Source organism: Kocuria sp. GQ42 (assembly GCF_059758435.1).
Window position 1 is genome coordinate 298,754 of sequence record NZ_JCAXEN010000001.1, and the last position, 21,637, is coordinate 320,390.

General features: G+C 72.8%; 16 protein-coding genes. 10 read left to right on the top strand and 6 right to left on the bottom strand.

Annotated elements, in window-relative coordinates:
• Positions 1-17: 17 nt before the first annotated feature.
• The 6 genes from AC6CH6_RS01395 to AC6CH6_RS01420 form a co-directional block, all read right to left on the bottom strand.
• A complete protein-coding gene (locus tag AC6CH6_RS01395; RefSeq protein ID WP_133409362.1) occupies positions 18-1,163 on the bottom strand; it encodes a glutamate--cysteine ligase in 1,146 nt (381 codons plus the stop codon).
• A 50-nt stretch (positions 1,164-1,213) separates the two neighbouring features.
• Positions 1,214-2,485 carry a THUMP-like domain-containing protein gene (locus tag AC6CH6_RS01400; protein ID WP_498253779.1) on the bottom strand — a complete coding sequence of 424 codons (1,272 nt, stop codon included), beginning with the start codon at positions 2,483-2,485 and terminating at the stop codon, positions 1,214-1,216.
• Between the two features lie 41 nt (positions 2,486-2,526).
• Positions 2,527-3,282 carry an iron ABC transporter ATP-binding protein gene (locus AC6CH6_RS01405; protein WP_017834521.1) on the bottom strand — a complete coding sequence of 252 codons (756 nt, stop codon included), beginning with the start codon at positions 3,280-3,282 and terminating at the stop codon, positions 2,527-2,529.
• Positions 3,279-4,346, bottom strand: coding sequence for an iron chelate uptake ABC transporter family permease subunit (locus tag AC6CH6_RS01410; RefSeq protein ID WP_419968350.1), 1,068 nt, complete (start codon positions 4,344-4,346; stop codon positions 3,279-3,281). The genes AC6CH6_RS01405 and AC6CH6_RS01410 overlap by 4 nt, the downstream gene beginning before the upstream one ends.
• The gene (locus AC6CH6_RS01415) at positions 4,339-5,325 is read right to left on the bottom strand and encodes an ABC transporter permease (RefSeq protein WP_017834523.1); all 987 of its coding nucleotides are present in this window, start codon (positions 5,323-5,325) and stop codon (positions 4,339-4,341) included. The genes AC6CH6_RS01410 and AC6CH6_RS01415 overlap by 8 nt, the downstream gene beginning before the upstream one ends.
• An 81-nt stretch (positions 5,326-5,406) precedes the next feature.
• Positions 5,407-6,402, bottom strand: a complete 996-nt coding sequence (locus tag AC6CH6_RS01420; RefSeq protein WP_498253780.1) for a siderophore ABC transporter substrate-binding protein — start codon at positions 6,400-6,402, stop codon at positions 5,407-5,409.
• Between the two features lie 431 nt (positions 6,403-6,833).
• On the opposite strand from AC6CH6_RS01420, the gene groES reads away from it, so the two are divergent.
• From groES to guaA, 10 genes are all read left to right on the top strand, one after another.
• Positions 6,834-7,130 carry a co-chaperone GroES gene (gene groES, locus AC6CH6_RS01425; protein WP_017834525.1) on the top strand — a complete coding sequence of 99 codons (297 nt, stop codon included), beginning with the start codon at positions 6,834-6,836 and terminating at the stop codon, positions 7,128-7,130.
• A 158-nt stretch (positions 7,131-7,288) separates the two neighbouring features.
• The gene (gene groL, locus AC6CH6_RS01430; protein ID WP_498253781.1) at positions 7,289-8,896 is read left to right on the top strand and encodes a chaperonin GroEL; all 1,608 of its coding nucleotides are present in this window, start codon (positions 7,289-7,291) and stop codon (positions 8,894-8,896) included.
• Positions 8,897-9,069: 173 nt separating this feature from the next.
• Positions 9,070-11,139, top strand: a complete 2,070-nt coding sequence (locus AC6CH6_RS01435; protein ID WP_498253782.1) for an acyltransferase family protein — start codon at positions 9,070-9,072, stop codon at positions 11,137-11,139.
• Positions 11,136-13,238 (top strand): acyltransferase family protein, encoded by a 2,103-nt coding sequence (locus tag AC6CH6_RS01440; RefSeq protein ID WP_498253783.1) that lies wholly within the window; start codon positions 11,136-11,138, stop codon positions 13,236-13,238. The genes AC6CH6_RS01435 and AC6CH6_RS01440 overlap by 4 nt, the downstream gene beginning before the upstream one ends.
• Positions 13,239-13,470: 232 nt before the next feature.
• Positions 13,471-15,570, top strand: coding sequence for an acyltransferase family protein (locus tag AC6CH6_RS01445; protein ID WP_498253784.1), 2,100 nt, complete (start codon positions 13,471-13,473; stop codon positions 15,568-15,570).
• Between the two features lie 42 nt (positions 15,571-15,612).
• Positions 15,613-17,175, top strand: a complete 1,563-nt coding sequence (gene guaB / locus AC6CH6_RS01450; protein WP_498253785.1) for an IMP dehydrogenase — start codon at positions 15,613-15,615, stop codon at positions 17,173-17,175.
• Positions 17,176-17,209: 34 nt separating this feature from the next.
• On the top strand, positions 17,210-18,331 hold the full coding sequence (locus AC6CH6_RS01455; RefSeq protein ID WP_017833353.1) for a GuaB3 family IMP dehydrogenase-related protein: 1,122 nt from the start codon (positions 17,210-17,212) through the stop codon (positions 18,329-18,331).
• A 100-nt stretch (positions 18,332-18,431) separates the two neighbouring features.
• Positions 18,432-19,406, top strand: coding sequence for an SURF1 family protein (locus AC6CH6_RS01460; protein ID WP_498253786.1), 975 nt, complete (start codon positions 18,432-18,434; stop codon positions 19,404-19,406).
• Positions 19,399-19,983 (top strand): DUF3817 domain-containing protein, encoded by a 585-nt coding sequence (locus AC6CH6_RS01465; protein ID WP_017833355.1) that lies wholly within the window; start codon positions 19,399-19,401, stop codon positions 19,981-19,983. Before AC6CH6_RS01460 ends, AC6CH6_RS01465 begins: the two co-directional genes overlap by 8 nt.
• Before the next feature lie 23 nt (positions 19,984-20,006).
• Positions 20,007-21,614, top strand: coding sequence for a glutamine-hydrolyzing GMP synthase (guaA, locus tag AC6CH6_RS01470; protein WP_133409373.1), 1,608 nt, complete (start codon positions 20,007-20,009; stop codon positions 21,612-21,614).
• Positions 21,615-21,637: the final 23 nt, after the last annotated feature.

Genomic DNA, 21,637 nt, shown 5'->3' on the forward strand with positions numbered 1-21,637 from the left:
CGTGCCGGGCGGGCGGGTCAGTCGTTCTCCCGGGTGCGGCGGACGATGTCGAGGGCGACGGCGTGCAGGTCCCCGTCGTGGGCCCGGGCGACCGCGCGCTGGCGCTGGTAGCCGGCGCCCTGCTCCAGGATCCGCTCCACGTCGGCGAGCTCCCGGGAGCAGCCCAGCTGCGCGGCCACGGGCTCCAGCCGGTCGAGCAGCGCGGTCAGGTCCGTGCGCAGGTCCCGCTCGATGTTGCGCGGGTCGGTGATGACCTCGGCGTCGAGGCCGTAGCGGGCGGCGCGCCACTTGTTCTCCTGGATGTGCCAGGGCTTCAGACGGGCGGGGGGCCGGCCCGCCTCCACGTCCCGGGAGATGGACTCCGCGAGGCACTGGGTGAGCGCCGTGAGCGCCCCGACCTCCCACAGGGTCGAGAGCCCGTCGCAGAAGCGCACCTCGTCGGTGCCCAGCCGCGGCACGGGGCGCACGTCCCAGCGGGCCTCGCTCATCTCCTCGATGATGCCGGTGGCGATCATGTCCGTGATGCACTGCTCGTACGCGTCCCAGGACGGGAAGTGGTACGGCAGCCCCGCCGTGGACAGCTGCTGGAAGATCATGGAGCGCTGGGACGCGTAGCCGGTGTCCTCGCCCGCCCAGAAGGGCGAGTTCGCGGACAGCGCCAGCAGGTGCGGGTAGTAGGTCAGCAGCCCGTCGAGCACGGGCAGCGCCTTCGCCCGGGAGTCGAGGCCCACGTGCACGTGCACCCCGTAGATGACCATCTGCCGGCCCCAGTACTGGGTGCGGTCCACGAGCTTGTGGTAGCGCTGCTTGTCGGTGACCTGCTGGTCCTGCCAGCGGGCGAACGGGTGGGTGCCGGCGGCGAAGACCTCGAGGCCCTGCGGGTCGGTGACCTTGCGGATCTCGTCCAGCATGGTGGACAGCTGCTCGGTGGAGTGGGCGACGTCCCGGCACACCCCGGTGACCAGCTCGACGGTGTTGAGCAGGAACTCCCCGGTCAGGTGCGGGTGGTCGCCGTCCGTGCCCCAGGCGGGGTGGGCGTCCAGGACCGCCTCGAACGTCTCCCGGCCCCGGGGGACGAGATCCCCGGTGGTGCCGTCCACGAGGGCGATCTCCCACTCGACGCCCAGCGTCGACTGGTGGGAGCGGGCGAACGAGATCTCCACGCGGCAGGTCCTCCGTGCTCTGGGGGCGGGCCGGTCGGCCCGCGGAGCCATCAGTCTACGGTTTCCACGACGATCACGACGCGCTGCTCCGCGGGGCCCGCGCCGCCCCGTCCCGGGCCCCCCGGACCGGGGCCCGGGGCCGTCCGGGTGACCACGAGCGTGGCCCGTCCGGGGCCCTTCGGCGCGAGCCGGCGGCGCAGCTCCTCCGGGGTGACGTCCGTGCCGCGCTTCTTGATCTCGAGCGTGCCGACCTCGTGCTCCCGGACCCACCGCTTGAGCACCTTGACGGTGTGCGGCAGCACCTCCCGCACGCGGTACGCACGGGCCAGCGGGGTGCGCACGAGCTCGTAGGAGGTGAGGTAGGCGATCCGGGGGTGGATCAGCCGCGCGCCCAGCTGCCGGGCGAGGTCCGTGACGAGCCCCGCCCGGATCACCGCGCCGTCCGGTTCGTAGAGGTACGCGCCCACGGGCCCGACCACGGCGTCGGCGTGGGCGGGGTCGTGGTCCTCGGGGCTGGTGAGCTCCGCGGACCCGTGCTCGGAGAGCACGAGCGCCGCCCGCCGCACGCCGGGGCGGGCCACCGCGTTGAACCACAGCACGGCCTCGACCACGTCGCCCCGGTCGGAGACCCACTGCGCCTCGCACCCGGCGGGGACCGCCTCGTGCGGGATGCCCGGCCCCAGCTTCACTCCGACGGGCAGGCCGCGCCCGGCCAGCGCCTCGACGAAGGACAGGGGCGGGGAGAACGCCTCGGGGTCGAAGATCCGGCGGGTGCCCGACGACGACGTGGTGCGCCGGGCCGGGTCCAGCCACACCCCGTCCGGGGGCCCGCCGGGCAGGGCGGTGAGGTCCAGCCGCTCGACGTCGGCCTGCAGCACCGTGGCCTCGGGGAAGGGGAGGAGGTTGAGCGTGGCCACCGCGGCCGTGGTCTCGTCGAGCTCCACGGCGGTGACCCGGCGGTCCAGGGAGGCCAGCGCGAGCGCGTCCGCGCCGATGCCGCAGCCGAGGTCGGCCACGTGCTCCAGGTCCGCGTCGGCGAACCGCCGGGCGTGCAGGGCGGCCACCCGCAGCCGGGTGGCCTGCTCGAGGCCGGTCCGGGTGAAGAGCATGCGGTCGGCGAAGTCGCCGAACTTCTCCCGCGCCCTGGCGCGGAGCCGGGCCTGGGTGAGCACCGCGGAGACGAGCCGGGGATCGTGCCCCGCGGCGCGCAGGCGGGTCGCGGCCCCCAGGGCGTCGTCGGCGTCGTAGGGGCCCACGGCCTCCAGCAGGCGACTCCCCTCGGCGGTGAGCAGGGGTGCGATGTCGGTCGCCTCGTTCTGCATCGGTCCACCCTATCCGGCCCGCCCGTGCGGGCGGGCACCGGTCAGTAGAACGCGGCGAGACGGCCCCGGGGGCCGTCGATGACGGTCACCGGGGTCTCGAAGACCCGGGTGAGGACCGCGCCGTCCATGATCTCGTGCGGCTCGCCGAACTCGGCGACCCGGCCGTCCTTGACTGCGCAGATCCGGTCCGCGTAGTGGCTGGCGAAGTTGATGTCGTGGAGCACGATGACGATGGTGCGCCCCATCTCGTCGCAGGCCCGCCGCAGGTGCTGCATCATCGACACGGCGTGCCGCATGTCGAGGTTGTTGAGGGGCTCGTCCAGCAGCACGTGGTCGGTCTCCTGGGCGAGGACCATGGCGACGTACGCGCGCTGGCGCTGGCCGCCCGACAGCTGGTCGAGATAGCGGTGCTCCAGCGGCGCCAGGCCGAGGAAGTCGATGTACCTGCCGATGATCTCGTCGTCCACGGCGGTGAGCCGGCCGCGGCTGTGGGGGAAGCGGCCGAAGCCCACCAGCTGCCGCACGGTGAGCCGGGTGATGTAGTGGTTCTCCTGGCGCAGGACGGAGACGATCCGGGCGAGGTCCTTGGACCGGGTCCGGGCCACGTCGTAGCCGGCGATGTCGATGCTGCCGTCGTCGAGGCCGAGCAGGCGTCCGATCATCGTCAGCAGCGTGGACTTGCCCGCACCGTTGGGGCCGACCAGGGCGGTCATGCCGGCCGACGGGATCTCGAGGTCGACGGGCCCGACCGTGACCTCACCGCCGTAGTCCTTGCGCACGTTGGTCAGGGTGATCACAGCCGGCCCTTTCGGAGGATGACGTAGAGGAAGACGGAGCCGCCGACGAGCTCGATGATGATCGAGACGACGCCCTGGGCGTAGAAGACGTGGTTCAGGACGAAGTAGGCGCCCGTCAGGACGAGGAACCCGGTGAGGACCGCCACGGGGAAGAGGTGGCGGTGGTCGTACGTGTCGGCGAACTGGTAGGCGAGCGTCGCCACCAGGAAGCCGAGGAACGTCATGGGGCCCACCAGGGCGGTGGAGACGGCCATCAGGACGGAGACGAGGAAGAGGGTGCCCATGATCTCGGCGCGGTGCCGCAGGCCGAGGTTCAGGCTCACGTCCCGTCCGAGGGCGACCACGTTCAGGCGCGAGGACCTCAGCCACAGGGCGCCGCCGGCCAGCAGGCACAGCGGGACCGCCACCGGCAGGTAGTCGGCCTGGGCGTTCGTCACGGAGCCGAACAGCCGGGCGGAGAGCACGTCGAACTCGCTGGGGGACAGCAGGCGCTGCATGAAGGTCGAGACGGAGCCGAGGCCCCCGCCGATGATGATGCCCACGAGCAGCATCACCTGCAGGTTCCCGTACCGGCCGGAGAGCAGCCAGCCGTAGAGCGCGAGGGAGAGCGCGACCATGAGGGCCACCTGCAGCAGGAACTGGGGCACGCCCTGCAGGACGAGGATCCCTGCGGCGCCCATGAAGTAGACCGTGGACGTCTGGATCGCCACGTAGAGGGACTCGAAGCCCATGATCGACGGGGTGATGATCCGGTTGTTCGTGGCCGTCTGGAAGCTCACGGTCGCGATCGCCTGGCAGAAGGCCACGACCGCCATGATGACCACGCTCGTCACCCGGCGGTCGGCGATGCGCCAGAAGCCGTCCGAGCCGACCGGCATCGGGTTGTCCCAGGCCAGCAGGCCGAAGGCGAAGCCCGCGGAGGCGAGGGCCAGCACCGCGACGACCGTCCAGTACCGCCGCCGGGCCCGCGGGGTGGGGAAGGCCCCGGCGCGGCCCCGTGCGGCGGGGGCCGCCGGCGCCGCGGCCGGTGCGGGGGCGGGAGTGCTGAGCACGGCCTCAGACACGACGACGCTGCCTCAGGAGCAGGCAGACGAACACCACGGCGCCGACGATCCCGAGGATCACGGACACGGGGATCTCGAACGGCATGATGATGATCCTTCCGATGAGGTCGCACAGCGTCACGATGGCGATGCCGAGCAGGCACACCCACGGCAGGTTGCTGCGCAGGTCGTCGCCGCGGACCATCGAGACGATGTTCGGCACGATGAGGCCCAGGAAGGGCAGGTTGCCGACGACGACGGTGACGACGCCGGTGGCCACCGCGATCAGCCCGGTCCCGAGCAGGACGGTGCGGTGGTAGTTCAGCCCGACATTGGTGGCGACGTCCTCGCCGAGCCCGGCGACGGTGAGCCGGTCCGCCACGAGGAACACCGCGATCCCGACCAGGAGCACGATCCACAGCACCTCGTACTGACCGCGCAGCACCGAGGTGAAGCTGCCGGCGAACCAGACGCCGAGGTTCTGCAGCATGTCCGTCTGCAGCGCCAGGAACGTCGAGACGGACCCGACCACCGCGCCCAGCATGATGCCGACGATGGGCACGATGAGGGAGGAGCGCAGGGAGACGCGGCGCAGGAAGAGGAAGAAGACCATGGTCCCGATGAAGGCCGCGGTCACGGCGCCGAGCATCCGGGTGAGGACCGTGGCGGTGGGCACGAGGAGCATGACGAGCAGCAGCCCGAGCCCCGCCCACTCGGTGGTGCCCGTCGTGGTGGGCTCCACGAAGCGGTTCTGCGTGAGCAGCTGCATCACCAGGCCGGACATGGACATGGCGGCGCCGGCGAGCACCAGGGCGATGGTGCGGGGGATCCGCGTGATCGCGAACATCTCGTCGCCGTCCTCGGCGCCGAAGACGTCGTAGACCCCCGTGAGGAGGGACGCGGCCAGCAGCGCGAGGACGCCGAGCGCACCGAGCAGCAGCTTCCAGTCGAACAGCGAGCCCTTGCTCGCCGCGGGGGGTCTCGACACGATCGTCGACATGGGGTCAGTCCTTCCTCCGGCCTCGTGCCCGGCGGACGGCGGTGGTGGGGCGGACCCCGCCACCGCCGTCCGGACGATGGGTCAGTCCTGCGCGCCCATGGCGTCGGCCAGGGTGTCGAAGAACTCGGTGTAGGTCTGGATGCCCTCGTTGGTGTAGGTGTCCCGGGGCATGTAGACGACCTGGCCCTCCTGCACCGCGGTGACGTTCTGCAGGGCCGCGGCGTTCTCGATGACCTCCTGCGCCGGGGTGTACTCCGGGTCCTCGGCGGAGATCGCGGCGTCGCGGTCCAGCACGAGGATCCAGTCGGGGTTCGAGTCGGCGATCGCCTCGACGGAGATGTCGTCGCCCTGGTGGTCGTCGCTGGCGCCCTCGACCTCGAGGGCCGGTGCGAAGTCGAAGATCTCGAACAGCGGGCCCAGGGTGCGTCCGTTGCCCGGGGCGATGAAGCCGATCTCGCCGCCGGAGACGGTGACGGCCATGACCGTGTCGCCGGGCCGGTAGCCGTCGACGACGCGCTGCATCGCCGCGTCGAAGTCGCCGTTGATCTGCTCGGCCTCGTCCTCGCGGTCGAAGATCTGGCCCAGGACGGAGGTCTGCCGCTTCAGCTCCTCGTCGAAGGGCTCGTCCTCCCGCGGGTCGAGCTCGACGATGGTGGCCTCCGGCACCAGGTCGGCGAAGTCCTCGCGGTAGTCGGCGAAGCGCTGGCCGTTGACGATGAGGTCGGGGTCCGCGGCGACGACGGCCTCGAGGTCGGGCTCGCGGTGGTTGCCGAGGTCGACGACGGACTCGTCGTCGGCGTAGGCGATGGTGTCCGGCATGAGGGCGCGCGGGGCCGCCGCCAGTTCGACGTCCCACTCGGCGAGCGTCTCGAAGGTGCGGTTGTCGGTGGCGACGACGGACGCCGGCGGGGCCTCGACCGTCTGCGTGCCGTAGTTGTCCTCGACCTCGACCGTGGCGGCGGAGGGGGCGGACGACTCCGCGGAGGCGGCCTCGTCGCCCTGGGCCGTGCCGCAGGCGGTGAGGGCGAGGACACCGGCGACGGCCAGGAGGGCAGCCGGGTGCTGGGTGCGGTTCATGGTCTTCCTTCGTGCAGAGGACGCCGGCGTGCTCCGGGGTGGAGGACGCCGGCGGGATCCGATGGGCGCGACGGACCTGCGCACGGATGCGCGGGGACGTCGAGGAGGGCACCGCTGCTCGGCCGAGGTAAGGGTTGCCTTACCGCTCAACCTAGAGGGTCGGGCGGGCGTGAGGCAAATCATTGGCGAACACCGGCGTGACCTAATTCCCGCCGGAGGTTCCCGCGGGGGTCGGCGCGCTGGCACTCGCCTTGACCGACTGCCAGCCCGCTCCTACAGTTGGCCTTGGCACTCTCCGGGTGAGGGTGCTAAGGGCCAGGCGATCGACCGGCACCGCGACGACGGTCGGTGCGCCGATCGGCCCGAAGCTCGACGGCGGGCTCCGCCCGCGGTCGCCCACCGTTTTCCACCCCTACAGACAAGGAGAGATCGTGTCGGTCTCCATCAAGCCTCTCGAGGATCGCATCGTCGTCCAGCCGCTCGCCGCTGAGCAGACCACCGCGTCCGGTCTCGTCATCCCGGACACCGCCAAGGAGAAGCCCCAGGAGGGCAAGGTCCTGGCGGTCGGCCCCGGTCGTGTCGACGACTCCGGCAACCGCATCCCGGTCGACGTCCAGGAGGGCGACGTCGTGATCTTCTCGAAGTACGGCGGCACCGAGGTCAAGTACAACGGCGAGGAGTACCTGGTCCTCCCGGCCCGCGACGTGCTCGCCGTCGTCGTCAAGTAGACCGGGCCGCACCGACCCGGCGCAGACCGCGCAGTCCTGACGAAGGGTGCCCGCCGCACGCCCCGCTGTTCCGGCGGGCCCGCGACGGGCACCCTTCGCCGATCCAGACCCCGAAACCCGCTGGCGACCCCAGCCACCCCAGAAGGAGCTCTTCGCCCATGGCCAAGCAGCTGGCGTTCGACGACGCCGCCCGCAAGTCCCTCGAGAACGGCGTCAACAAGCTCGCCGACACCGTCAAGGTCACCCTCGGCCCGCGCGGGCGCAACGTGGTGCTCGACAAGAAGTGGGGCGCCCCCACGATCACCAACGACGGCGTGACCATCGCCCGCGAGGTCGAGCTCGACGACCCGTACGAGAACCTCGGCGCCCAGCTCGCCAAGGAGGTGGCGACCAAGACCAACGACGTCGCCGGCGACGGCACCACCACCGCCACCGTGCTCGCCCAGGCGCTCGTCAAGGAGGGCCTGCGCAACGTGGCCGCCGGCGCCGACCCGCTGAGCCTCAAGCGCGGCATCGAGAAGGCCGTCGAGGCCGTCTCCGAGCGCCTGCTCGAGAACGCCCGCCCGGTGGAGGGCACCAACGTCGCCCACGTGGCGACCATCTCGGCGCAGGACCCGGCGATCGGCGAGCTCATCGCCCGGGCCTTCGAGACCGTCGGCAAGGACGGCGTCATCACGATCGAGGACGGCTCGAGCACCGAGGTCGAGCTCGACGTCACCGAGGGCATGCAGTTCGACAAGGGCTACCTGTCCCCGTCCTTCGTGACCGACGCCGAGCGCCAGGAAGCGGTCATGGAGAACTCCCTGGTGCTGCTGTACCAGGGCAAGATCTCCTCGGTGCCGGAGCTCATGCCCGTGCTGGAGAAGGTCCTCCAGGCCAAGAAGCCGCTGACCATCATCGCGGAGGACGTCGAGGGCGAGGCCCTGTCCACCCTCGTGGTCAACCGGCTGCGCGGCACCCTCGACGTCGTGGCCCTCAAGGCCCCCGGCTTCGGCGACCGCCGCAAGGCGATCATGCAGGACCTCGCCGTCCTCACCGGCGGCCAGCTCATCACCAGCGAGCTGGGCATCAGCCTCGACCAGGTCACCCTGGAGCAGCTGGGCACCGCCCGGCGCGTCACGGTCACCAAGAACACCACCACTCTGGTCGACGGCGGGGGCACCCCGGCCGAGATCCAGGACCGGGTCGCGACGATCCGCGCCGAGGTGGAGCGCACCGACTCCGAGTGGGACCGCGAGAAGCTCCAGGAGCGGCTCGCCCGCCTGGCCGGCGGGGTCTCCGTGATCAAGGTCGGCGCCGCCACCGAGGTCGAGGCCAAGGAGCGCAAGCACCGCATCGAGGACGCCGTCTCCGCGACCCGCGCGGCCCTCGAGGAGGGCATCGTCGCCGGCGGCGGCACCGCCCTCGTGCAGGCCGCGAAGGTCCTCGACGAGTCCGACCTCGGGCTCACCGGGGACGCCGCGACCGCGCTCGGCATCGTCCGCCGCGCGCTGCGGCAGCCGCTGTACTGGATCGCCCAGAACGCCGGTCAGGACGGGGCCGTGGTCGCCTCCCGCGTCGCCGAGCTCGAGGCCGGGCACGGCTACGACGCCGCCACCGGCGAGTACGTCGAGATGGTCGGCGCGGGCATCATCGACCCCGTCAAGGTCACCCGCTCGGCGCTGCAGAACGCCGCGTCCATCGCGGCGCTCGTGCTGACCACCGAGACGCTCGTGACGGACAAGCCCGCCGACGACGAGGGGCACGGCCACGGCCACCAGCACTGACGGCCGGCACTGACGGCCGGCGCCGAGCCGGCTCGCCCCGCGGACCCGTCCCACCACCGGTGGGGCGGGTCCGTCGCCGTCTCCGGGGGCCGCCCCGGCGCCTCCGGTAGAGTGCGGGGGTCCGCACGACCACTGCCGCGCCCCCGGCGGCACGGTGTTCCCAGGAGATGCCCATGACGACCCTCGGTGCGCAGAGCACGCCCACCGGCGTCGAGCCGGACACGGCACGGCGGGTGGCCCGCTACGCCGGGTTCCGTCCGGAGGTGCAGGGGCTGCGCTTCGTCGCGGTGCTGCTCGTGGTGGTCTACCACGTGTTCCTGGACCGGGTGTCCGGGGGAGTGGACATCTTCCTGCTGATCTCGGCGTTCTTCCTGACCCTGTCCTTCGTGCGCAAGCTCGAGGCGGGGAGGCCGCTGGCGCTGGGGCGGTACTGGCTGCACGTGTTCAAGCGGCTGCTGCCCCTGGCGGTGCTCACGATCCTGGGCACCCTGGTGCTGGCGTGGTGGTTCTTCCCGGAGGCGCGGATCGACCGGGTGCGCACGGAGGCGCTGGCCTCGGTCCTCTACGTGGAGAACTGGGCGCTGGCGCTGGCCGAGGTGGACTACTACGCCGCCGACGACTCCACGGCGTCCCCGTTCCAGCACTTCTGGTCCCTGTCGGTGCAGGGGCAGGTGTTCCTGCTGTGGCCGCTGGTGTTCGGGGCGGCGTGGCTCGTGTGCCGGGGCGGGCGGTGGCGGCCGGTGCCGGTGCTGGCGGTGCTCTTCGGGCTGGTCTTCGCGGCCTCCCTCGCCTGGTCGGTGCACACGACCGCCACGGACCAGGCGTTCGCCTACTTCGACACCCGGGCCCGGCTGTGGGAGTTCGCCCTCGGGTCCCTGCTGGCCCTCGCGGTGCCGTACCTGCACCCGCCGCGGGCGGCGCGGGTGGTGCTGGGCTGGGCCGGGATGCTCAGCATGGTCTCGGTCGGGGTGCTGATCGACGTGCAGGGCGCCTTCCCCGGCTGGATCGCCCTGTGGCCGCTGCTCTCGGCGGCGGCGATCATCGTGGCCGGGCACTCCGGCTCGCCCCTCGGCCTGGACCGGATCCTCGCCTCCCGCCCCCTGGTGCAGCTGGGGGACGCCTCCTACGCGCTGTACCTGGTGCACTGGCCGCTGCTGATCACCTACCTGGTGCTGCGGGACCGGCCCGTGGCCGGGCCGCGGTCGGGGGTCGCGATCATCCTGGTCTCCCTGCTGCTGGCGGTGGCCGCCACGAAGCTGGTGGAGCGCCCGTTCCAGCGGTGGGCGTGGCCGGAGCGGGACAAGCGGCGGCTGGCCGCGTCGGTGGCGGTGAGCCTGGCGCTCGTGGCGGTGCCGGTGCTGGTGTGGCAGCAGGCCGACGCACGGCGGGCGGCCGCGCTGGCGGAGGACGCCGCCCGCAACAACCCCGGGGCGGCGGTGCTGGACCCGGGCTTCGAGTTCCGGGGCGACCCGGACGCCCCCACCCTGCCCCTGGCCTCCGCGCTGGGCGACGAGTGGGTCGGGCTGCCCGAGCCCTGCTCGGGGGCGTTCGCCCCCGAGCAGGAGGTCCTTGAGCAGTACTGCCGCCAGACCCCGGCCCTGCCGGACCCCGAGCGGACGATCGCGGTGGTCGGCAACTCCCACATGGAGCAGTTCATGGGCGCGGTGATCCCCCTCGCGGAGGAGCGCAACTGGCAGCTCGTCGCCGTGCTGCAGCCGGGCTGCGCCTTCGCGGTGCGCCCGGAGGGGGACGCGTGCCACGAGGGCAACGACGCGGCGATCGAGTACGTGGAGCGGCTCGCACCGGACGCGGTCATGACGACCTCGACCTACGCGGCCCGGATGGACGGTCCCGCCGAGGCCCTCGTCGGGGGGTTCCCGGAGCTGGTCGACCGCCTCACGGGCCAGGGCATCGACGTCGTCGGCTTCCGGGACAACCCCCGGTTCGACTTCAACCCCTACGAGTGCGCCGTGCGCCACGGCCAGGACGCCGACCGGTGCCGCGTGCCCGTCGAGCAGGTCCTGGCGCCCGTCAACCCGGCCGACGCCCTCCTGGACCGGAACGGCTTCTCCTCGCTCGACCTCACCGATCTCATCTGCCCGGAGGGACTGTGCCGTCCCGTGGTGGGCAACGTGCACGTCTTCTTCGACCCGCACCACCTCACGTGGACCTACGCGCGGACGATGGCTCCGGCCCTCGAGACCCGGCTCCCCGGCACGCTCCTCCAGGAGGTGTCCTCGTGAGCACGGTGCAGGCCGGTGCCCCGCGCCCGGACCCGGGGGCCACCTCCCCGGACGGCCCCGGGGGCGTCGAGCCGGACACGGCCCGGCGGGTGGCCCGGTACTCGGGGTTCCGCCCCGAGGTGCAGGGACTGCGGTTCGTCGCGGTGCTGCTCGTGGTGGTCTACCACGTGTTCCTCGGCCGGGTCTCCGGGGGCGTGGACGTGTTCCTGCTGATCTCCGCCTTCTTCCTCACGCTGTCCTTCGTGCGCAAGCTCGAGGCGGGGAGGCCGCTGGCGCTGGGGCGGTACTGGCTGCACGTGTTCAAGCGGCTGCTGCCGCTGGCGGTGCTCACCATCCTCGGCACCCTCCTCCTGGTGGCCGCCGTCTACCCCGGCTCCGACGCCGGGCAGTGGCGCACCGAGGCGCTGGCCTCGGTGCTCTACGCGGAGAACTGGGCGCTCGCGCTGAGCTCCGTCGACTACTACGCCGCCGACCACTCCACCGCCTCGCCGTTCCAGCACTTCTGGTCCCTGTCGGTCCAGGGGCAGGTGTTCCTGCTGTGGCCGCTGATCTTCGCCGCCGCCTGGCTGCTCACGCGGCGGGGGCGCCTCCGGCCGGTTCCCGTCCTGGTCGCGATGTTCGGCACCGTGTTCCTGGCCTCCCTGGTGTGGTCGGTGCACAGCACCGCCGTCCAGCAGGAGTTCGCCTACTTCGACACCCGCACCCGGCTGTGGGAGTTCGCCCTCGGGTCGCTGCTCGCCCTCGCCCTGCCCTACCTGAAGCCGCCGCGGACCGCGCGCGTGGCCCTGGGCTGGGCCGGGCTGCTCAGCATGGTCTCGGTGGGGGTTCTGGTCGACGTGCAGGGGGCGTTCCCCGGGTGGATCGCGCTGTGGCCGCTGCTCTCGGCGGCGGCGATCATCGTGGCCGGCCGCTCCGGGTCCCCGTTCGGACTGGACCGGATCCTCGCCTCGCGGCCCCTGGTGCGGCTGGGGGACTCGGCCTACGCGCTGTACCTGATCCACTGGCCCGTGCTGATCACCTACCTGGTGCTGCGGGACCGGCCCATGGCCGGGCCGCGGTCGGGGGTGGTGATCATCGTCGTCTCCTTGGTGCTCGCCGTGCTGGCCACCCGGCTGGTCGAGGACCGGTTCAAGAAGTGGGCCTGGCCCGAGCAGAACAAGCGGCGCCTCGCCGGGGTCGTGGTGCTCTGCCTCGCCCTGGTCGCAGCCCCCGTGCTCGCCTGGCAGCAGGTCGAGGACCGGCGTGCCGAGCGGATCCAGGCCGAGGCCGTCCGGAACAACCCCGGGGCCGCCGTCCTCGAGCCCGGCTTCGAGTTCCGCGGCGACCCGGACGCCCCGACCCTGCCCCTGCCGGAGGACCTGCCGAGGCAGCCGGCCTCCCTCGGCGAGGCCTGCCCCGAGGACCTCGACCTGCCGGAGGAGCTCCTCCGCTTCTGCCACGAGAGCGTGGCGCAGGAGGCCCCCGAGCGGACGGTGCTCGTGCTCGGCAACAGCCACCTGCAGCACTGGCTCCCCGCGCTGCGGCCCCTGGCGGAGGCCGAGCGGTGGCGGGTGCTGACCTGGATCCAGCCGGGCTGCTTCTACGCCGCCGCCGAGGACCAGCCGGGCTCGGAGAGCTGCCGGGCGTGGTTCGAGGGCGCCGAGCAGATGATCGGCACCGCCGACCCCGGCCTCGTCGTCGTCCAGTCGACCTTCACCGACCTGGAGGGGGAGTTCCTCCGGCCCGGGCTGGAGCAGCGGATCCGCGAGCTCACCGACCGCGGGATCCCCGTGGTCGGGATCCGCGACACCCCCCGCTTCCCGGAGGCGCCGGCCGAGTGCGCGGTGGCGAACGGGGAGGACGACCCCCGGTGCACCTTCGAGCACCCCATGGTGGGCACGCCCGATCCCGCGCTCCCGCTCGCCCGCGAGCTGCCGCTCTACTCGACCCTGGACCTCACCGACCTGATCTGCCCGGCCGGGCGGTGCCCGCCGGTCGTCGGCAACGTCTACGTGTACTGGGACGACGACCACCTCAGCCGGGTCTACTCCGAGAGCGCCGCCCCGGTCTTCGGCGAGCGGTTCCGGGAGGCCCTCGCCACCGACGGCCTCCGTCCCTGACGACCGCCCGTCCCCGGCCGCCGGCTCCCCGGCGCGGGGCGCCGCCCGGTGACGGGGCGCCGGGCGCCCGGCGCCGGGTGCCGCGCGCGGCGCCGGGCGTGCGATAAGGTCGCGACGGGCGCCCCCGGCCCCGCCCCCTTGCTCCGCATCCCCTTGCTCCGCATCCCCCCGCTCCCCCTCCCGGCGCCGCCCCGCGGCCGCGTCCGGGACGCTCCCTCCTGGAGGTGCCCCCGTGGCCACCGTGCACGCCGCCGCTCCGCAGCCGTCCGCCGGGACCGCCGACCGCGGGGACGCGGCCCGGCGGCGGGCAGGACGGTACTCGGGCTTCCGGCCCGAGGTGCAGGGCCTGCGCGCGGTGGCGGTGCTGCTCGTGGTGGTCTACCACGTGTTCCTCGGGCGGGTCTCCGGGGGAGTGGACGTCTTCCTGCTGATCTCCGCCTTCTTCCTCACGCTGTCCTTCGTGCGCAAGCTCGAGGCGGGGAGGCCTCTGGCGCTGGGGCGGTACTGGCTGCACGTGTTCAAGCGGCTGCTGCCTCTGGCGGTGCTCACGATCCTGGGCACCCTGGTGCTGGTGGAGCTGTTCTACCCGGGCTACGACGCCGGGCAGTGGCGCGCCGAGGCGCTGGCCTCGGTGTTCTACGCGGAGAACTGGGCGCTGGCGCTCAACGCGGTGGACTACTACGCCGCCGACCACTCGACCGCCTCGCCGTTCCAGCACTTCTGGTCCCTGTCGGTGCAGGGGCAGGTGTTCCTGCTGTGGCCGCTGGTCTTTGCCGCGGCCTGGCTGATCTCCCGGCGGACCCGGTGGAGCCCCGTGCCGGTGCTGGCGGTCGTCTTCGGCGTGGTCTTCGCGGCCTCCCTGGCGTGGTCGGTGCACAGCACCGCCGTCCAGCAGGAGTTCGCCTACTTCGACACCCGCACCCGGCTGTGGGAGTTCGCCCTCGGGTCCCTGCTGGCCCTCGCGGTGCCCTGGCTGCGGCCCGGCCGCAGGCTGCGGGTGGTCCTGGGCTGGGCCGGGCTGGCGAGCATGGTCTCGGTGGGGGTGCTGGTCGACGTGGAGGGGGCGTTCCCCGGGTGGATCGCGCTGTGGCCGCTGCTCTCGGCGGCGGCGATCATCGTGGCCGGCCGCTCCGGGTCGCGCTTCGGGCTGGACCGGATCCTGGCCTCGGCGCCGCTGGTGCGGCTGGGGGACTCCGCCTACGCGCTCTACCTGATCCACTGGCCCGTGCTGATCACCTACCTCGTGCTGCGGGACCGGCCCATGGCCGGTCCGCGGTCGGGGGTCGCGATCGTGGTGGTCTGCCTGGTGCTCGCGGTGCTGGCCACCCGGCTGGTCGAGGACCCGCTCAAGCGCTGGGCCTGGCCCGAGCGGTCCCGGCTGCGGCTGGCCGCGGTGATCGTGGTGTGCCTGGCGGTGGTCGCGGTCCCGGTGACCGCGGCCCGGGTGGCCGAGGAGCGGCGGGCGGTGGAGATCGCGGCGTCGGCCGACCGCAACAACCCCGGGGCGGCGGCCCTGCTGCCGGGCTTCCGGTACGAGGGCGACCCGGATGCCGAGACCGTCCCCGTGATCACCGGGGAGCCGTACGCCAAGCCGTCGCTCGGCGAGCCCTGCCCGCCCGGCACGGGGGTCGGCGAGCGCTTCCGGCAGTGGTGCTTCGACACCGTCCCGAACCCCGAGCCCGCCGCCACGATGCTGGTGATCGGCAACAGCCACGTGCACCAGTGGATCCCGGCCGTCGAGCTCCTGGCCGAGCGCAACGACTGGCGGGTGGTCACCTACATCCGCGGCAACTGCCTGTACGCCCTGCCCGAGGAGCAGGTGGCCGACCACGAGGCGTGCGCGCGCTGGCTCGAGGGCGCCGACCCCGTGGTGGAGGCCGTGGACCCGGACCTGGTGCTGGTGCAGGGCACCCGCAGCACGGACGAGGACCAGGAGCAGTTCACCCCCGGGATGGAGCAGCGCATCCGCGGGCTGGCGGAGCGCGGCATCCAGGTCCTCGGCCTGCGCGACAACGCCCGGTTCGACTTCGTCCCCGCGCGCTGCGCCGCGGACCACGGGGCCGACGCCCCCGAGTGCGCCGCCTCCCACGTGATCCTGGGCCCGGACAGCCCGCTGGCCCCGGTGGCCGAGCTGCCGCGGGTCACGATGGTCGACATGGGGGACCTCATCTGCCCGGACGGCACCTGCGTCCCGGTCATCGGCAACGTGTTCACGTACTGGGACAACAACCACCTCACCGTCGAGTACGTGCGGAGCCTGGCGCCCCTGTTCGCGGAGCGCGTCGAGGAGGCCCTGCGCGCGGACGGGGCCGGGTTCCCCGCCGGGTCGTGAGAGCGGCCACAGCCGTCCGCCGGCCGGGACCCGGCCCGTAGAATGATCGCGACTCCCTCGAAGCTGAAAGGCCCCACCGTGTCGGATACCGCCGTCCCCACCGCCCTGTCCGAGGACCCGTTCGGGTTCACCGGGCTGACCTACGACGACGTGCTGCTGCTGCCCGGCAACACGGACGTCATCCCGTCCGAGGCGTCGACGCGCACCCGCCTGTCCCGGCGCATCGACCTGGAGGTGCCGCTGCTCTCCGCCGCCATGGACACCGTCACCGAGTCCTCGATGGCCATCGCGATGGCCCGCCAGGGCGGCATCGGCGTGATCCACCGCAACCTCTCGGTCCAGGACCAGGCCGAGCACGTGGACCGGGTGAAGCGCAGCGAGTCCGGGATGATCACCGACCCCGTCACCATCTCCCCGGAGGCGACCCTCGAGGAGCTGGACCGGCTCTGCGGCTACTACCGGGTCTCCGGGCTGCCCGTCGTGGACGCCGAGCAGAAGCTGCTGGGGATCATCACCAACCGCGACACCCGGTACCTGCCGGAGAGCGAGTTCCCGCGGCGCCGGGTGCACGAGATCATGACGCCCATGCCGCTGATCACCGGCAAGGTCGGGATGGCGAAGGACGACGCGCACCGGCTCCTGGCGACCAACAAGATCGAGAAGCTGCCGCTCGTCGACGACGCCGGCCGGCTCACCGGCCTGATCACGATCAAGGACTTCACCAAGGCCGAGCAGTACCCCTACGCGACCAAGGACGACGAGGGCCGGCTGCGCGTCGGCGCCGCCGTCGGCTTCTTCGGCGACGGCTTCGAGCGGGCCATGACCCTCGTCGAGGCCGGCGTGGACGCCCTGTTCATCGACACCGCCAACGGGCACTCCCAGGGCGTGCTGGACATGATCGCCCGGCTCAAGGCGGAGACCGCCGCCGCGCACGTGGACGTCATCGGCGGGCAGGCGGCCACCCGCCACGGCGCGCAGGCCATCGTGGACGCCGGCGCGGACGCCGTGAAGGTGGGCGTGGGCCCCGGCTCGATCTGCACCACCCGCATCATCGCCGGTGTGGGCGTCCCCCAGATCACCGCCGTCAACGAGGCGGCGAAGGCGGCGATCCCGGCGGGCGTGCCCCTGATCGCCGACGGCGGCCTGCAGTACTCCGGCGACATCGGCAAGGCGCTCGTGGCCGGCGCGGACTCCGTGATGGTCGGGTCCCTGCTCGCGGGCTGCGACGAGTCCCCGGGCGAGCTGATCTTCGTCAACGGCAAGCAGTTCAAGACCTACCGGGGGATGGGCTCGCTGGGGGCCATGCAGTCCCGCGGCAAGAACACCTCCTACTCCAAGGACCGCTACTTCCAGGCCGACGTCGCCAGCGACGAGAAGCTCATCCCCGAGGGCATCGAGGGCCAGGTCCCGTACCGCGGCCCGCTCTCGGCCGTGGTCCACCAGCTCGACGGCGGCCTGCGCCAGACGATGTTCTACGTGGGCGCCCACACCGTCGAGGAGCTCAAGCACCAGGGCCGGTTCGTGCGGATCACGCCGGCCGGGCTCAAGGAGTCCCACCCGCACGACATCACGATGACCGTCGAGGCACCCAACTACCAGCGCTGAGCGACCGTCCGCAGCACCGTTCGGAAAGGACACCATGAGCTACGACATCGAGATCGGCCGCTCCAAACGCGCCCGCCGCACCTTCTCCCTGGACGAGATCGCCCTCGTCCCCTCCCGCCGCACCCGCGACCCCCGGGACGTGTCCACGGACTGGCAGATCGACGCCTACCGGTTCTCCATCCCGTTCCTGGGCGCCCCGATGGACTCGGCGACGTCCCCGGAGACGGCCATCGCCCTCGGCCGCGCCGGGGGACTGGGCGTGCTGGACCTCGAGGGGCTGTGGACCCGCTACGAGGACCCGCAGCCGGTGCTCGACGAGATCGCGGCGCTCTCCGGCGAGGACGCCCCGGCGTCCACGCGCCGGATGCAGGAGCTCTACGAGGCGCCCGTCCAGCCGGAGCTGATCACGGCCCGGCTGGCGCAGATCCGCGAGGCGGGCGTCATCGTCGCGGGGTCCCTGACGCCGCAGCGCACGGTGGAGCACTACCGCACCGTCCTGGACGCCGGCGTGGACGTCTTCGTGATCCGCGGGACCACGGTCTCCGCGGAGCACGTCTCCCGCAACCAGGAGCCGCTGGACCTCAAGAAGTTCATCTACGACCTCGACGTCCCGGTCATCGTGGGCGGCGCCGCGGGCTACACGCCGGCGCTGCACCTCATGCGCACGGGCGCGGCCGGCGTGCTCGTGGGCTTCGGCGGCGGCGCGTCCATGCGCATCCAGAACACCCTGGGAATCCACGCGGCCATGGCCACGGCGATCTCCGACGTCGCGGCCGCCCGCCGCGACTACCTCGACGAGTCCGGCGGGCGCTACGTCCACGTCATCGCCGACGGCGGCGTGGGGGTCTCCGGGGACATCGTGAAGGCGCTCGCCATGGGGGCGGACGCCGTGATGCTCGGCACCGCGCTGGCCCGCACGGAGGAGGCGCCCGGGCAGGGCTGGCACTGGGGCGCGGAGGCGCACCACGGGCAGCTGCCGCGCGGGCTCCGCACCCGCGTGGGCACCGTGGGCCCCCTCGAGGAGGTGCTCTTCGGGCCGTCCCGCCACGTGGACGGCACCTCCAACCTCGTGGGCGCGCTGCGCCGCTCGATGGCCACCACCGGGTACCTGGAGCTCAAGGAGTTCCAGCGCGCCGAGGTGGTCATCCGCGGCTGACCCGCGACCGCCCCGCGGGGCCCGTGCCGCGCCCCGCCGGCCCGGCACGGGCCCCCGCCGCAACTGGCGAACGCCCAGGAAGGCGCACTAGCCTTGACGGGTGCTCACGACCGCCCTGCGCCCCCGCTCGATCCTCGCCCTGATCGTGAGCCTCGGGCTGGCCGTGGGCTTCGTGCTGCTGAGCCAGTGGCAGCTGGAGTCCAGCGAGCAGTCCCGCACGGTCGCGGACCCCGCGAAGGACGTGGCCGTCCCGCTCACCGAGGCCGCCGAGGCCGGCGCCCCCGTGACCGCCGCGCAGGCCGACCAGCTCGTCACCGTCACCGGCGACTACCAGGACGGGTCCACCGTCCTGGTCCCGGGCCGGCTGCAGGACGGGACGGAGGGCTGGTGGGCCGTCACCGCCCTCGACGTCCCGGACACCCGGCAGCTGTGGCCGGACGCCGGCGGGGAGCTCACCCTCGCGGTGGCCCGCGGCTGGACCGCCGACCCCGCCACCGTGCCGGAGGAGCCGGCGGGCGCCGTCGACGTCGTCGGCCGGTACCTGCCCGCCGAGGGCCCGGTGCCCGGCGCCGACCTGCCCGCGGGGCAGGTGGGCACGGTGTCCCCGGCGCAGCTCACCAACCGCTGGGACGCCCCGCTGTGGTCCGGGTACCTGGCCGCCTTCGCCGAGAACCCCGCGTCCGCGCCGTTCCAGCTCGCCGCGGACGGGGCCCTTGCCCCGGACGCCGCGCTGCTGGACCCGGGGCTGTCCCGGCTCGACATCGACCAGCAGCCCACGGACGAGTCCGTGAACCTGCTCAACCTCTTCTACGCGGTCGAGTGGGTGGTCTTCGCCGGGTTCGCCCTCTACATCTGGTGGCGGTTCGTGCGCGACGAGTGGCAGCGCGAGCAGAACCCCGAGGAGTACTTCTACTTCGAGGGCGAGTACTACTACGACGAGGCGGCCGGGCGCTACTACTACTACGACCCCGAGGCGGGGGAGTACTACTGGTTCGACGACCAGCCCGGCGCCCGGGCGGGCGAGCCCAGCACCCACGACAGGACCCAGGACAGGACCGGAGCCCACCATGACTGAACCCACGCAGCCGACCCCCGCCCCGAAGGACCGCACCGACGGGGTGCGGGTCTCCCTCCCGCCGGACGCCCGCCCCGCGGAGGCGGCGTCCCCGGGCCGCGTCCCGCGCCGGGCGGCCGCCCTGCAGCCGCGCCGCCGCTTCGGGGGCACCGAGGCCCAGATCCGCGGGGCCCTGGGCTTCTACATGGTCTGCGCGTGGATCTCCGGGACCTTCCTGCTGCTGCTCGTGGCCGAGATGATCACCCGCTACGGACTGGGCTACGACCTCGTCGCGGGCGGCACCGACCGGGCCACGGGGGAGACCGTGGCCCTCGGCTGGCAGGACCTCGAGCTCGAGAACCTCGCGGGCGGGGTCAACATCTCCACGTGGATCCTCATCGTGCACGGCTGGTTCTACGTGGTCTACCTCATCTCCTGCTTCCGGATCTGGACGCTCATGCGCTGGCCCTTCCCGCAGCTCGTGGTGATGGCCCTGGGCGGCGTGGTGCCGTTCCTGTCCTTCGTGGTGGAGCGCAAGATCCACGCCTCCACCACCGCCGAGCTGCGCGCCAACCCGAAGGCCGCGAAGCGGTACTGAGCCCTCCCCGCGCCTGGCCTAGGATGGAGGGCGTGACCGAAACAGCTGAGACCCGCACCGATCTGGAGCAGCGCCCGGTCCTGGTGGTCGACTACGGCGCGCAGTACGCGCAGCTGATCGCCCGCCGGGTCCGCGAGGCCAGTGTCTATTCCGAGATCGTCCCCCACACCTGGTCGACCGAGCAGATCCTCGCCAAGAACCCGGCGGCGATCATCCTCTCGGGCGGCCCCTCCTCCGTCTACGCCGAGGACGCGCCGCAGCAGGACGCGGCGCTCTTCGAGGCCGGGGTGCCCGTCCTGGGCATCTGCTACGGCTTCCAGGCCATGGCGCAGGCCCTCGGCGGGACCGTCGCGCACACCGGCGCCCGCGAGTACGGGGCCACCACCGCCACCGCCGTCGGCGGCCCCACGGCCTCCATCCTGGAGGGCTCCCCGGGCACCCAGACCGTGTGGATGAGCCACGGCGACTCGGTCGTCGAGGCCCCCGCAGGCTTCGAGGTGCTCGCCTCCACGGAGACCACCCCGGTGGCCGCGTTCGCCGACGACGCCCGCCGGCTCTACGGCGTGCAGTGGCACCCGGAGGTCAAGCACTCCGTGCACGGGCAGCAGGTGCTCGAGCACTTCCTCTTCGACGGCGCCCAGGTCGAGCCCACCTGGTCGACCGGCAACATCATCGAGGAGCACGTCCAGCGGATCCGCGCGCAGGTCGGCTCCGCGTCCGTGATCTGCGGTCTCTCCGGCGGCGTGGACTCCGCCGTCGCCGCCGCCCTGGTCCAGCGGGCCGTGGGCGACCAGCTCACCTGCGTGTTCGTGGACCACGGGCTGCTGCGCGAGGGCGAGGCCGAGCAGGTCGAGCAGGACTTCGTGGCCGCGACCGGCGTCAACCTCTACGTGGCCGAGGAGAAGGAGCGCTTCCTCACCGCGCTCGCCGGCGTCACCGACCCCGAGCAGAAGCGCAAGATCATCGGCCGGGAGTTCATCCGCTCCTTCGAGGCCGCCGCCGAGGAGGTCGCCAAGACCGCCGCCCAGGAGGGCGAGCCCGTGCGCTTCCTCGTCCAGGGCACCCTCTACCCCGACGTCGTGGAGTCCGGCGGCGGGGAGGGCGCCGCCAACATCAAGAGCCACCACAACGTGGGCGGGCTGCCCGAGGACCTGCAGTTCGAGCTCGTGGAGCCGCTGCGCACACTGTTCAAGGACGAGGTCCGCGCCGTGGGGCGCGAGCTCGGCCTGCCCCACGAGATCGTGGGCCGCCAGCCGTTCCCCGGCCCCGGGCTGGGCATCCGCATCATCGGGGAGGTCACCGAGGCCAACCTCGCGGTCCTGCGCCGCGCCGACGCCATCGCCCGCGAGGAGCTGACCCGCGCCGGGCTCGACGACGAGGTGTGGCAGATGCCGGTCGTGCTCCTGGCGGACGTGCGCTCGGTGGGCGTGCAGGGCGACGGCCGCACGTACGGGCACCCCATCGTGCTGCGTCCCGTCTCCAGCGAGGACGCGATGACCGCCGACTGGTCCCGCCTGCCCTACGACCTGCTGGCCCGCGTCTCCAACCGCATCACCAACGAGGTCGAAGAGGTCAACCGGGTGGTCCTGGACGTCACGTCCAAGCCCCCGGGCACCATCGAGTGGGAGTAGGCCCGGGGGCGGGCCCAGGGCCC